This window comes from Nitrospira sp., assembly GCA_016788885.1.
Classification (GTDB): Bacteria; Nitrospirota; Nitrospiria; order Nitrospirales; family Nitrospiraceae; genus Nitrospira_A.
Genome location: JAEURX010000005.1, coordinates 1 through 12,277 on the forward strand (window position 1 = coordinate 1; position 12,277 = coordinate 12,277).

Consider the following 12,277-nt stretch of genomic DNA (forward strand, 5'->3'; position numbering starts at 1 on the left):
GGGTACGACCGGTATAACGTGTCGGACAATGACGGCGTGGCGTCGCTGACGGGGAACGCGGTCTGGCTCAAGGAGAACCCGAAGGCCCTGCTCAAGATCTCCGGGCACTGCGATGAACGCGGTACCCATGATTACAATCTCGTGCTCGGTGAAAAACGTGCCAAGGCGGCGAAGAGCTTCCTGGTCGACATGGGCGTCAACGCCAAGCAGGTCGCGATCATCTCCTACGGGAAGGATCGTCCCTTCTGCGCCGATCATGATGAAGTCTGCCATCAACAGAACCGGCGCGGCCACATGTTGCTGCGCAAATAATCGAGAGGCCCCGGCGTCTGCCCCTGAGGCGCCGGGGCCAGGTGTGAGCCGCCCTGTCCCTTTCCCTCTTCCCTATTCCGTCTCTCGCCCCACTTCCGTCATCACCACCCGAGTTCCTCGATGAGCCTCGAGGGCATCGTTCCCTTCTGGCAGGGCTGTCGGTAGATTTTTGGTCCGGCCGAGACGATACCTTCCGGTTTGACGCGTCTGCCTTCTGCGGGAGCATGGTGACAATACGCGGGAGCTTATGGTATTGAGCCTCAGCGGGGACAGACGTTCTGCCCCTCATTCGCCGAAGGAGTATGCTCGTGAACCAGCGCTTTGGAATTACCGTGAAGTTTTTAATTTCAGCCGACTCGCCGGAAGAGGCTGAGGAGATTATCGAATCTGCCTGCGAGAAAATGGCGTCATCCATCCATGAAGGGGATGTCAGCTACGAAGGCATTGAGGATATCGAAGAGGAAGATGAGTAATGACGCTGTCCGTCTTGGCCGCCAGTAATGCCGTGGGTCGATGCCGGCCACGCCGGGGTGCTGCATCGGGTCTGTGGGACGAGCGACCGGGGCGGTTTTCGTTTCAGTCGGAGATGCGGACGTTATGACGGACTCAGTCGAGCCTGCCGGAGCCGATTCCCGTCCTGCGGGATTTCTGAACCGGATTCATCAGTCCAATAAGCAGTATCTCCCGCAGTGGCTCGGTGTGCCGGCGCACATTCATCACGTCGCGTACCGGATGGCCAATCCGCCGGTGGAACGACCCAACAGTCGCCGGGAGTTTCAGCATCTGCTCCAGGCATTGGAAATTAGCGAAGGCGCGATTGAGGAGCGCTTTGGCTATGGGTTCAAGGTTGCGGCCAACGGAGACCGCTTGGTGGTGGTGTGGGAAGCCCACACGGAGTACTACAGCTACCAGGTCTGGCATGTGCTCAAGGACGCGAGCGCCCCGTTGGATTTCGGCCCGATCACGTTCCCGGGGTATGTTATGCCCCTCTGTCCCCTCGGCGTTCGGGTGAACGCCCTGGACCTGCTCTTTCTGCCTCAAGATCTGCCGCTCGAGCGGGAACTGCCTGCGAGACTCCCCGGCGCCATGGTGTACGGGAGTCGGATTCTGGGGGACGATATTGTGGCGGTCACCAGTTTCACGCCCGATGAGTTCGATCGGGAGCGATATCTGGTTTGTTCAACCTCGGAGCAGGTGCTCCGGCAACAGGTGGCGAAAGTGGTGGATACGATCGTCGCGATCGAAAACTACTATCACCTGGTCATGTTGCCGATGAAGGCCTTCTCCCGGGCGGTCGATCAAATTCATGACTATGAGCAACGGCATCTCTATCAGCGGGCCGTACTGATCGAGCAGTTGGGCGGGACCACTCCGCCGACGATGCAGAAGTGGCTGACGGTCCTCACGCAGGACCTGCTGCAAGTGAGCCGGTTGGCGGAATCGATGCGATATCGGCTGTCGGCCTCGGTGCCCTACGACCGTATCGTGCAAAGCAACCTGGCGGCGTTACAGGAGCGGCCCTATCCTCCGCTTCGGCAAATCTCGGAATATGTGAGTTGGAAGATCACCGGCGTCACAGACGGCTATCAACAGTTGCTCCGCCGCATCGATGCCATGGAGAAGGATTTCGAGGCCACCGTCGCCGTCCTTCGTACCCACATTGAACTGCGGTTGCAGGAGCAGAATATTCAACTGCAGGATCAGAACATGAAGTTGCTGGCCAGCGTGGATTCCACAACACGCGCGCAGGCGATTCTCCAACGTACGGTTGAGAGCCTCTCCGTGATCGTCATCACCTACTATCTGACAGGCTTGGGCGGCTATGTGCTGAAGGCTTGTTACGAGATGGGGTGGATCAAGAATGCCAATGTGGCGACGGCGATTTTCGTGCCGATCGCGTTCGCGATTTCCTTCACCCTCATGACGGTGGGGAGGACAATCATCGTCAAGCGGATGGCGAATCCCGCCACGGACCCTGGGGGACACTGACGTCCCTCTTGGGCTGCTCCACTCAAGGAGCGGGTGCTCCCCGAACCCAGAGCCAGGTGGTAATGAAGCCGCGACCGCATTCGCCTGGCCTAGGCGGCGGTCAATTCCTTCCTGTCGGGCGTGGTTCCGACAGTCGACTCTTCCAGGACGAGCCCGATCAAGCGCTGTAGACGGCTCTGCTCGTCCTGACGCACTCGAATGAACTCCACACCAGCCTTCTGCTCGGTTGCCCAACGAACTTTCGCGAGCCCCACGGTCAGCGGTCTGGCCTGATCCGGTGCCATGACGTGCAACTCAAGATAGTCGCCTGGTCGAACGGGAAGAGTCGTTTCGATGGCGCAGCCGGGCGCCGAAAGATTGATGAGCGTGCCCTGGCCGAACATTGAGTCTCCGGAGAGCCGAACTGGGTAGGCGACGGTCACGCGGGCGGATGAACGAAGATCCATGTCCATGGTAAGGCCTCCTTGCCTTCACCCTCGATTTCTGAGGGCCTACAGACCTTTTCGGTAGGGGTTTTTCTGAACTTTAGCGGGGCGGCTAAGAACGCCTGCTTGTCACGGAATCAAGGGGAATCCTTAGGAGTTCCTGTGGGAGGAACCGGAGGTGCCAGGGGGGCGTTCGGGAGCGGGCGATGGCTTGTCAGCCAGAGTGCCAAAGGAATACCGATAGGAAACGGGAGGAGGATGAGCAGGAGAAGGGCAAGGGGGCTCCCCTTGGGCGCTCGGGGAATTTGTAGCTGCTTCAGGGGGAACATGGCGAGTCTCCTCACCCCTTCCACATTGAGTCTTCCGCGTGAGAGGCCCCATGCCCCTGCGCTGGTTCCGGAGCGAGGTTCTGCCGCAGGAGATCCGTAACCCAGTGGAGGACCAGGGTGGAAAACGCCGCCACCGCGATGAGCATGTCCAAGCTTAGTTCCATGATGTCTCTCCTGTGACGTGATGAAGGAGCTGCTCTATGCGTTCAATGCAGCAACCCCTATGCCAGTCTGATCTCGATTGTCTCCGGTCAATGGTCACGTTGATTCAATGGGATGCCCCATCGTGATCATTGCAGTGAACGGAATGGGTGGTCCGGAAGGGGAAAAACAGATACGGCACCGTATCCTTCCCGATACGTAGGACGAACCGCGCGTATGTATCCAGAACACCTGCAGGCGCTGTTACTCGCGAGCAGGTGATTCTGGGGGATGCTGGTTGATTTCGGAAGCTGAACAGCGTATCCATCTCAGGTGGTGCCACGGAATGACGGAACACCACGCCTTTCTGAAAGGAACTTGTGGAGCGTCGCGATAGCCCTCGTTATGAAATTCAGGTGCCGCTCACCTTTTCCGGCCAGTCCATTGCCGGAAGCGGGTTGATGACCAGCCTCTCCAAGGAAGGCTGTCACGTCGTCAGTGAAGACTCACTTCCTGCCAGGGCCTGTCTCTCCCTCCACGTTGAGTTTCCGGCGCCCTACGAACCCTTGACGGTGGAGGTCGCGGAGGTACGGTGGACAGATGCCACCGGGTTTGGGCTCGTCTTTGTGCATGTACACGACGAAGAGCATGCCAGACTGCAAAAGTTTATCGATTGGTTAAAGCGGACGCAGAATAACTAGTCCCTTGTCTGCCCAATGAAGGGCTACCTTGGTCAGTGGTTTTCGTTAATGGGCTCGAGGCGGGACTTCAACATGCACGTCCACGAAATTGTCTGATGTCCCTGCAGGAAACGGGGGAAACGGGTGGGCGTTCACTACGGCCAGCAGTGCAGCCTGGTCGAGCTTCAGGTCCCCGGAACTCCGTTCGACTTCAATGAGCTGCGCCTCTCCGTTTGCATAGAGCCGAAAGCCGATGCCCGGTCCTCGCCGTAACGCGGTGACCTGGCGACCTCCGGGGTCGTCCTGTAGCCGTTGCCGGATCAATCCCTGCAGCATTTTCCAATAGCCATCCTGCCGTGCCAGATTCCGAGTTCCGACCAGTTCCTCTTCGTTCACCTGGCCTTCCAGGAGGGCGAGGTCTGCGGGTGCGTGCTGAAGGTGTCGCAGGCCCTCAGTCATCTGCAGCGAAAGGTCTGCCGGACCTCGGTGGTGATCCGCGTAGCCTGGAATGGCGATCGTGATGATGACGGTGCGACTGAGCAGTGGCTCCACCTGTTCCCCGCGCGGGCGACCGATGAGAATGTGAACGGTCGTCGCTTTTGGGGGTGTCCCTATGGTGCTCGACAGTCGGCCCAGGTCGACGGTGGTGGAATACCCATGTCGGTGGTGGTCCATGTCCATCGGCACGATGTACGGGGCTGTGTCGGGGATTTCGAACCGGGCGAGCAGCGGGATGCCTTGCCAGGCCGGTGAATCGGGGACGTGAATGAAGACCGTGAGTCGACGATTGACCGGTATGGAGCCGAACAAGCTGTCGGCGGGCAACTCGATCTGGAGATCTTGCGGTGCGAGTTGGATGGGCGATCCGTTCGCGTATGGCGCCCCGCCAGTGAGTGCCAGCACTCCCGGGATCAGCAGGCGCAGGGACCATTGACGGAAACGGGCGCATGCCGGGGTGAACAGTCGATGAAACACATGAGATCGCATGATCGTGCTCGCGTGGGTGGGCGACGCTGTTCGTGTCTCTCTCATGAGTATCACGAGGTGGACGGGGCACCTACTCAAAGTCGGAAACCTGCCGACACACTCGCGCAGAGGTTGCGTAGATCGCAGGGATCAGGCAGGATGTCGCCTCGCGGGTGTGCACCTCACTGATGAACCTAGGGCCTACTATGGATCTTCCCCGGCTTCGTACTCCGTGCGTGATGGTCATTTTCGGGATCGACGGCGATCTTGCGAAGCGGAAACTGCTTCCAGCCGTCTACAATCTCATGGCCGGGCAGTTCCTGCCGGAAGAATTCGCCATTGTGGGACTCGATCGGCCGGAAAGTACGACCGAGGCTTTTCGAGAAAAATTGGATCGGGTCATGGGCGAGTATTTGCCCGTGTCCGCCGACCGAGCGGTCTGGCAGGCGGTGTTGCAACGCGTGCATTACCTGGCTGGGGATTTTCAGGAAGGAAGTACCTATCGCCGGCTCAATGATCTCCTGTCGGAAGTGGACAGGACCACCGAGACCAAGGGGAATTACATTTTCTATCTGGCGACCATTCCGGGATTGTTCGGCAGAATCGTGACGCATCTCGGCGAGTACGGGTTGACGGTCGAACGGGAGGGAATCTGGCGTCGAGTCATCATCGAAAAGCCGTTCGGACATGACCTGGATTCCGCGCGGGCTCTCAATCATGAACTGCAACGTGTGCTGCAGGAACGTCAGATCTACCGGATCGATCACTATCTCGGCAAGGAAACGGTGCAGAACATCCTGGTGTTCCGGTTTGCCAACGGCATCTTTGAGCCGGTGTGGAATCGGCGATATATCGATCATGTGCAAATCACGGTGGCGGAGAGCCTCGGGGTCGAACACCGCGGCCGATACTACGAACAGGCCGGCGCCTTGCGGGACATGGTGCCGAATCACCTCCTGCAGCTGCTCTGTTTTTTGGCGATGGAGCCGCCCAACTCCTTTGCCGCGGATGCCGTGCGCGACGAGAAAGCCAAGGTCCTACGTGGCGTGATTCCACTGAGTTCCCTCGACGTCTTGCGGTTTGTCGCGTTTGGTCAGTATGGCCAGGGGGCGATCGACGGGAAGCCTATTGACGGGTATCGCGCGGAACCGCATGTAGCTCCGGAGTCGATGACAGAGACCTTCGTGGCGATGAAACTCTTTGTCGACAACTGGCGCTGGGCCGGAGTGCCGTTTTATTTGCGGACGGGAAAACGCATGACCCGGCGTTTGACCGAAATTGTGGTCCAATTCAAGTGCGCGCCGTTTATGTTGTTTCGAAAGACTCAAGTCGATCGGTTGGCCCCGAATGTGCTCGTCATCCGGATCCAACCGGACGAGGGTATTTCTCTGCATTTCGGCGCCAAGGTTCCGGGACCGACGGTGCGGATCGGGACCGTGGATATGGATTTTCAGTATGCCGACTATTTCGGGAATGCTCCGCATACCGGGTACGAAACGCTGCTCCACGATGCCATGGCCGGCGACGCGACGCTGTTTCAGCGCGCCGACAACATCGAATTGGGCTGGTCGGTCGTGCAGATGATTCTGGATGTCTGGAAGTCTCTTCCCGGGCCGGCGGCCTTTCCGAACTATCAAAGCGGAAGCTGGGGCCCTCCGGAAGCCGACGCGCTCTTGCGGCGCGAGGGCCGAGAGTGGTGGAACGGCGGGCAGGCCTAGAGGCGTGCTGGAATCGAACGCGAGGTTGGTGATGACGCAGGGCGGGATGGAGATTGCCACGCTGGCGGGAGGCTGCTTTTGGTGTCTGGAAGCGGTCTATGACCAGGTCAAAGGCGTGCACTCGGTTGAATCCGGATATATCGGCGGTCAAGTGGATGAGCCGACCTATGAGCAAGTGTGCGGCGGTCGAACCGGTCATGCGGAGGCGGTGCGGATCACCTTCGATCCTTCGGTGGTGAGCTATCGCGATCTGCTGAACGTATTTGTTGTCATTCATGATCCGACGACAGTGAATCGACAGGGGAACGATATCGGGACCCAATACCGTTCCGCAATTTTCTATCACTCCCCCGAGCAACAACGTTGCGCGCAGGAAGTGATTGCGGCTGTGACGGAAGCGGGCCTCTACCAGAATCCGGTGGTGACCGAGGTGGTCCCGGCGACGCAGTGGTTCGAAGCGGAACGCTACCATCAAGAGTACTTTGCGCGGAATCCGTTTGAAGGGTACTGCGCGTATGTGGTGGGGCCAAAGGTCGCGAAGTTCCGCCAGAAGTTTTCGTCTCTACTCCGGGGGTGATCGAGAAACGGCAGGCCGACCCTAGACGCGCTTGAGCAGCCTGAACATGCCGTCGCGCAGGTCCTGAAGCACACTTGGTTGCTGGGTGACCTGATATCGTTTGATGAGAAGCTCTGCTTGAGGCGGACAGAACGGCCACTCGATGGCACTCTTGCCCTGGACCTGAGCCAGCAGGTCCTCATCCGACTCCTCTGCCGAGGCATGAAGGACGATCATGGGATCTTTGGGGTCGAGGAGGCAGGTCGAGTCATAGCCGGCTTGCCGGTGCTGCTCCGGTCGGTAGAGGGCGACCTTGTGCGCCCCCGTTGAGAAGACGGTGTCCCCTTCACGAATCGGCCCCTCCGGTGCCAGGGAGAACAGCACCATCGGAGTGAGAATGATCACCGCTGCGGCCGCAGCAATGGACCAGAGTGGCGGCTCAGTTCCCTGTCGAGGGAGCGTAGTGGGTCGATTCACAGTGCTGACGGGCCTCCATCCGATGGGACTTGCGTCCCCGTCCCAACTACTTCACACTCACGTTCCCGCGCAAGTCGGTCATCTTACCCGATGCGACGGAGAAAGGCGCGCACCGACACGGAATATGGTCTATTGTCCCATGTGTTCAGGCAGTGCCAAACGCGTGGCCCGGCACGGCTGGAAGGATTTCTTTCTGCATTTGATGGGCTACTATCCATTCCGATGCACGCTCTGTCACCATCGCTTTCGCTTGCGTCGCCGTACCTGAGTGCCGATTTCCATCTGTGACTTCGGATTCACACGTTCATTATTGTGCCAGTGTGAGTCACCCCATGGCTGTTTGGCTGATCGCTTCGTCGTCCAAACTAGACTTGCATCGCCTCGGGAAGATTCAGTAGGATTCTTTTCCGAAGCGGTACCATGGTCTCAAGCGAATGAGTGGGTTACATGTCGTATTGTGGAAAATGCTCCGGGTATACCAAGCGATCTCGACGGCAGGGGCTGCTGGATTTCTTCTTCTTCCTGATCGGCTATTATCCGCATCGCTGTCTGCGATGTGGACGCCGATCCCATCTTCGTCAGCGGGTCTGATTCTTCGCTCAGTTCACATCCTCTTCGGTGGCTCGCGCGTCGGGACCCCTCCTCGTTGAGGACGGTTTCGATCGAGCCAGGCTGTGAGGCTGTCGGAATGTGCCGGACCATCCCATGGTCAACATGCGGGTGCGTGCCTACAGGCTCTCATCATCGGAATCGCGTGCGGCAGGATCGTCAGGTCCATCCTCGGTTTTGAGAGACGAAAAATCAAAGAGCGTGCGATCCAGCAGTAACGAAGGGGCGATGTTGCCGAGTGCGGCGAACATGCTGTCGTTCGATCCTGGAAACCGCTGATTCCAGTCTTGCAGCATCTGCTTGACCTGTTTGCGTTTCAGGTCTTCCTGCGAGCCGCACAGATCACAAGGGATGATCGGAAATTGAAGCAGCTCGGCATAACGGGCCAGGTCGGCCTCCTTCACATACGCCAACGGGCGAATCACCACATGGCGGCCGCTCTTGGAGCGTAGCTTGGGGGGCATCGCTTTCATCTTGCCGGTAAACAGCAGATTCAAGAGGAGGGTTTCGAGAATATCATCGCGGTGGTGTCCCAGGGCAATCTTGGTGGCACGTAGTTCGGTGGCCAGCCGATAGAGGTGCCCGCGACGTAGGCGCGAGCACAGGGCGCAGGTGGTGTCGCCTTCTGGAATCAATCGCTTGACGATGGAGTATGTGTCGCGTGTTTCGATGTGAAACGGTACCCCGCGCTTGGTCAGATAGTCAGGGAGCACGTGGGCGGGGAAGCCCGGCTGTTTCTGATCAAGATTGACGGCCACGATCTCAAATTCGATCGGTGCCCGGCTGCGAAGTGAGAGCAGAATCTCCAAGAGCCCGTAACTGTCTTTCCCGCCTGAAAGACAGACCATGACCTTGTCGCCGTCCTCGATCATCCGATAGTCGGCGACCGCCTGTCCGACGAGGCGGCACAATCTGGTCTCCAGGCGTTCGAGTTCTTCGGGAGGTTTGGCTCGCCGTGGGGAGGGCGACGTCAGCGGAGTGATGAGGGGTTGCATGGTTCGGCATTGTAGCGCAAGCGTGGCTGGGAATGGGATAGGGGGCAGCACCGAGGGTTTCACCCTAATCAGCAGCCATCCTTCCGTCCGAGCGGCCAGCGCAATTTCCGCGAGCTGCTATAGTTGAAACAGGACAAATTGGCGTCGGACGAGGCTTTTTGGTGGCGGGACGATGGGGCGAAGCGAGAAACAGCGACCACAGCGGGGCCTTCCGGCAACTCCTGCACCGGCATGGACGGAGTGGAACGACGAGCAACTTCTCGACCTTCGCATGTGCGATTTGGATCTACGGCTCGACGGCACGTTTTATCAAGAGCCGATCGCACAGTTGTATCGCGAATTGGCCGCACGCCGGTTGCTGTTCCGGCCATATGTGTGGATTTCAGACGAGTGGTTCACCCCGGACGGCGTGCCGGGAATTGCCGTCCCCTTCTATCTCGCCCATCCGCGGCTCGCGAAGTTGGAAGCTAGTCAGATGCTGGAAGTGGAGGGAGGCACACACGACTGGTGTATGCGCATCTTGCGTCACGAGGCCGGCCATGCGATTGAAAATGCTTTCCTGCTCCGTCGTCGTCGGCGGCGGCAGAAATTGTTCGGACGCTCCTCTCAGCCCTATCCTGAATACTATACGCCGCGGCCCTACAGCCGGAGTTTCGTGCGTCACCTGGATGTCTGGTACGCGCAAAGTCATCCCGATGAAGATTTTGCCGAAACGTTCGCCGTGTGGCTCGATCCGCAGTCGTGCTGGCGCGAGCGGTATCGCGGATGGCCGGTGATGAAGAAGCTGGAGTTCATGGAGCGGCTCATGGGCGAGTTGGCCGAGGTGGCGCCAAGGGTGACCGGGCGGCAATTGCTGGATCCGCTGCCTCGCATCTACAAGACCTTGCGCGACCACTATGAGGAAAAACGGAAGCACTATGGGATCGGGCGCGCGTCATCCTATGACAGCGACCTGAAAAAGCTGTTTTCGGACCAGCCCGTCCATGTCAAGAATCTCAGCGCCGCCGAGTTTCTGTCTCGCACACGCAAGGAGATCCGCCGCCGCGTCGCAGAATGGACCGGTGAATATCAGTACACCATCGATCAGGTTCTGGAGAGCATGATCGAACGATGCCACGCGTCGAAGTTGCATCTGACGCAGCCACGCGAGCAAGCCAAGCTCGATTTCGCGATCCTGCTGACGGTGCAGACCATGAACTATCTGCACAGCGGGAGGCACAAGGTAGCGTTATGAAGCGATTGCGCGTGCTGGTGCTCATGCACAAGGATCTGGTTCCTCCGGAGCCGCTCAACGGTCAGAATCCGGAGGGCGCGGAATGGCGGACGGAATATGATGTCGTCTCAACATTGAAAAAGCTGGGCCACGACGTGCAGGCGCTCGGCGTGAAAAGTGATCTGGAAGTCATCCGCACAGCGGTGGAGGGATGGAAGCCGCACATTGCCTTCAACCTCTTAGAGGAATTCGACGGCCTGGCCGTCTACGACCAGAATGTCGTGTCCTATCTGGAGTTGATGCGGATCCCCTACACCGGCTGCAATCCGCGCGGGCTCATGTTGGCCAGGGACAAGGCCTTGGCCAAACAGGTGATGTCCTACCATCGCATCCCCTATCCGGAGTTCATGGTGGTGCCGTTACATCGGATGGTGCGGCGACCCAAGTATCTGTCCTTTCCGCTGATCGTGAAATCCATCACAGAGGAAGCGTCCTTGGGGATTTCGCAGGCGTCGATCGTGGACGACGATGAGAAGCTGCGCGAACGGGTGGCCTTCATCCATGACCATATCGGGACCGGAGCCCTCGTCGAGCGATACATCGAGGGGCGCGAACTCTACGTCGGTGTGATGGGCAATGCCCATCTGCAAGTCCTTCCGGTCTGGGAATTGGTGATGGACAAGATGCCGGACGAGGCGCGACGCATCGCGACGCAACGTGTGAAGTGGAGTCGCAAATACCAGGACAAGTACGGCATCTGCTCCTGCGAGGCGAGGAATCTTCCGGACGGGGTCGCCGATCAGATTCAGCATCTCGCCAAGCGTGTCTATCGTGCATTGGGCTTGAGCGGCTATGCGCGCATCGACATGCGGATGGACAAAGACGGCAATGTCTACGTCCTCGAAGCCAACCCCAATCCGCAAATCGCGAGCGGTGAAGATTTTGCCGACTCAGCCGAGAAAGCCGACCTGGCCTACAAAGATCTGCTGCAGGAATTGTTGCAGGTGGGGTTGCGATGGCGCCCCGCCCAAGCCGCGTAGCGGATGTTGAAACGGGCTTGCGGCTGCGTTCTCGCTTCGTTCAGTCCCTCAACGTACTGCGCAAGTACGCTTCGGTCCTTCACTCGCTGCGGCCTTGCCGTCAGGCCCGTTTGACCATCCGCGAGAGCAGCCGCTGAAACGTCTCCCCAGCTGCGTTCTCGTTTCGCTCCAGTCCTCGACGTACGTCACGCAGTACGCCTCGGGCTCTCGCTCAAACCTCTGAACATGATCAACGCACTATCGGGAGGGTGAGTCTACGGTCCCCAGCGGATGCCGAAGAGCAGCGCCACGCTGGTGTTGTCGTTCGGTACGGGCGGTGAGAGGGTGATGTGGTGCAAGTTCACCATGAGGGTCGTTGAGAACGCGATTTTGGGCCCGATCTGATATTCCAGGGACATGCCCAGCGGAATGAAATGGCTGGTGTCATTGCGATCGATCTTGGAAGGGCCGCTGCCCCGGTTCAGGTCGGCGTGCAGGATGCCCAAGCCGGCAAAGGGGACGATATTGAATCCGCCGTCGAGTCGGAGATGATATTTCGCCACGCCGGCGACCCCGACCTGTGTCAGGTCACCCACTGGGGTGAAGAGCGCCAACCCGCCAAATGAAAAGTTCGGGTCCACGTAGTAATCGAGTCCGAAGCCAAGCGCAAAGGTCGTGTTGTTGGTCGTGCCGGTCCACAGACCCACGTCGGTCGTGAACCCCCAATGAGTTCCTTGCGATTCCGCAGATCTGGCCGGCGAGGACCAGACACAACCAATGAACAGGAAGATGCAGAACAGAATCTGGATTCGTCGTAAAGGTGTCATGGCGTCGGTCTCAATGTGAAC

The 12,277-nt window shown here is 58.8% G+C and carries 14 protein-coding genes; 8 read left to right on the forward strand and 6 right to left on the reverse strand.

Annotated elements, in window-relative coordinates; genetic code table 11:
• From JNL86_00145 to JNL86_00155, 3 genes are all read left to right on the forward strand, one after another.
• Positions 1-312 (forward strand): OmpA family protein (locus JNL86_00145; protein MBL8041310.1); only part of this gene is annotated, 312 nt, incomplete at its 5' end.
• Between the two features lie 308 nt (positions 313-620).
• A complete protein-coding gene (locus tag JNL86_00150) occupies positions 621-785 on the forward strand; it encodes a hypothetical protein (protein ID MBL8041311.1) in 165 nt (54 codons plus the stop codon).
• A 124-nt stretch (positions 786-909) separates the two neighbouring features.
• Positions 910-2,301, forward strand: coding sequence for a DUF3422 family protein (locus JNL86_00155; protein ID MBL8041312.1), 1,392 nt, complete (start codon positions 910-912; stop codon positions 2,299-2,301).
• 89 nt (positions 2,302-2,390) lie between these two features.
• Here JNL86_00155 and JNL86_00160 read toward each other — a convergent pair whose 3' ends face one another.
• Positions 2,391-2,753, reverse strand: a complete 363-nt coding sequence (locus JNL86_00160) for a PilZ domain-containing protein (protein MBL8041313.1) — start codon at positions 2,751-2,753, stop codon at positions 2,391-2,393.
• A 313-nt stretch (positions 2,754-3,066) separates the two neighbouring features.
• The gene (locus tag JNL86_00165) at positions 3,067-3,219 is read right to left on the reverse strand and encodes a hypothetical protein (protein MBL8041314.1); all 153 of its coding nucleotides are present in this window, start codon (positions 3,217-3,219) and stop codon (positions 3,067-3,069) included.
• A 357-nt stretch (positions 3,220-3,576) separates the two neighbouring features.
• Between JNL86_00165 and JNL86_00170 the strand changes: the two genes are divergently transcribed.
• Positions 3,577-3,897 (forward strand): PilZ domain-containing protein, encoded by a 321-nt coding sequence (locus tag JNL86_00170; protein MBL8041315.1) that lies wholly within the window; start codon positions 3,577-3,579, stop codon positions 3,895-3,897.
• Positions 3,898-3,942: 45 nt separating this feature from the next.
• On the opposite strand, the gene JNL86_00175 is transcribed toward JNL86_00170, so the two are convergent.
• The gene (locus JNL86_00175; GenBank protein ID MBL8041316.1) at positions 3,943-4,863 is read right to left on the reverse strand and encodes a cell envelope integrity protein TolA; all 921 of its coding nucleotides are present in this window, start codon (positions 4,861-4,863) and stop codon (positions 3,943-3,945) included.
• Positions 4,864-5,030: 167 nt separating this feature from the next.
• Here JNL86_00175 and JNL86_00180 point away from each other — a divergent pair, with 167 nt between their 5' ends.
• Both JNL86_00180 and msrA read left to right on the forward strand, forming a co-directional pair.
• Positions 5,031-6,560 carry a glucose-6-phosphate dehydrogenase gene (locus tag JNL86_00180; protein ID MBL8041317.1) on the forward strand — a complete coding sequence of 510 codons (1,530 nt, stop codon included), beginning with the start codon at positions 5,031-5,033 and terminating at the stop codon, positions 6,558-6,560.
• A gap of 31 nt (positions 6,561-6,591) precedes the next feature.
• Positions 6,592-7,137: a peptide-methionine (S)-S-oxide reductase MsrA gene (msrA, locus tag JNL86_00185; GenBank protein MBL8041318.1), complete on the forward strand. Its 546-nt coding sequence runs from the start codon at positions 6,592-6,594 to the stop codon at positions 7,135-7,137.
• Between the two features lie 21 nt (positions 7,138-7,158).
• Here the strand turns inward: msrA and JNL86_00190 are convergent, their stop codons facing one another.
• Entirely contained in the window at positions 7,159-7,593 is a 435-nt protein-coding gene (locus JNL86_00190) for a hypothetical protein (GenBank protein MBL8041319.1), read from the reverse strand.
• A 728-nt stretch (positions 7,594-8,321) separates the two neighbouring features.
• Positions 8,322-9,197: a tRNA 2-thiocytidine(32) synthetase TtcA gene (gene ttcA / locus JNL86_00195; GenBank protein MBL8041320.1), complete on the reverse strand. Its 876-nt coding sequence runs from the start codon at positions 9,195-9,197 to the stop codon at positions 8,322-8,324.
• 172 nt (positions 9,198-9,369) lie between these two features.
• Here ttcA and JNL86_00200 point away from each other — a divergent pair, with 172 nt between their 5' ends.
• Positions 9,370-10,431, forward strand: coding sequence for a putative zinc-binding metallopeptidase (locus JNL86_00200; protein MBL8041321.1), 1,062 nt, complete (start codon positions 9,370-9,372; stop codon positions 10,429-10,431).
• Positions 10,428-11,450: an ATP-grasp domain-containing protein gene (locus tag JNL86_00205; GenBank protein MBL8041322.1), complete on the forward strand. Its 1,023-nt coding sequence runs from the start codon at positions 10,428-10,430 to the stop codon at positions 11,448-11,450. The genes JNL86_00200 and JNL86_00205 overlap by 4 nt, the downstream gene beginning before the upstream one ends.
• Before the next feature lie 254 nt (positions 11,451-11,704).
• Here the strand turns inward: JNL86_00205 and JNL86_00210 are convergent, their stop codons facing one another.
• Positions 11,705-12,256, reverse strand: a complete 552-nt coding sequence (locus JNL86_00210; protein MBL8041323.1) for a hypothetical protein — start codon at positions 12,254-12,256, stop codon at positions 11,705-11,707.
• Between the last annotated feature and the right edge of the window lie 21 nt (positions 12,257-12,277).

Excerpts from the sequence above, each read along its gene's own strand:
- msrA (MBL8041318.1), top strand. The coding sequence starts at position 6,592 with ATGACGCAGGGCGGGATGGAGATTGCCACGCTGGCGGGAGGCTGCTTT.
- ttcA (MBL8041320.1), bottom strand. The coding sequence starts at position 9,197 with ATGCAACCCCTCATCACTCCGCTGACGTCGCCCTCCCCACGGCGAGCC.
- JNL86_00160 (MBL8041313.1), bottom strand. The coding sequence starts at position 2,753 with ATGGACATGGATCTTCGTTCATCCGCCCGCGTGACCGTCGCCTACCCA.
- JNL86_00175 (MBL8041316.1), bottom strand. The coding sequence starts at position 4,863 with ATGCGATCTCATGTGTTTCATCGACTGTTCACCCCGGCATGCGCCCGT.
- JNL86_00155 (MBL8041312.1), top strand. The coding sequence starts at position 910 with ATGACGGACTCAGTCGAGCCTGCCGGAGCCGATTCCCGTCCTGCGGGA.
- JNL86_00180 (MBL8041317.1), top strand. The coding sequence starts at position 5,031 with ATGAACCTAGGGCCTACTATGGATCTTCCCCGGCTTCGTACTCCGTGC.
- JNL86_00200 (MBL8041321.1), top strand. The coding sequence starts at position 9,370 with ATGGGGCGAAGCGAGAAACAGCGACCACAGCGGGGCCTTCCGGCAACT.
- JNL86_00205 (MBL8041322.1), top strand. The coding sequence starts at position 10,428 with ATGAAGCGATTGCGCGTGCTGGTGCTCATGCACAAGGATCTGGTTCCT.
- JNL86_00210 (MBL8041323.1), bottom strand. The coding sequence starts at position 12,256 with ATGACACCTTTACGACGAATCCAGATTCTGTTCTGCATCTTCCTGTTC.
- JNL86_00165 (MBL8041314.1), bottom strand. The coding sequence starts at position 3,219 with ATGGAACTAAGCTTGGACATGCTCATCGCGGTGGCGGCGTTTTCCACC.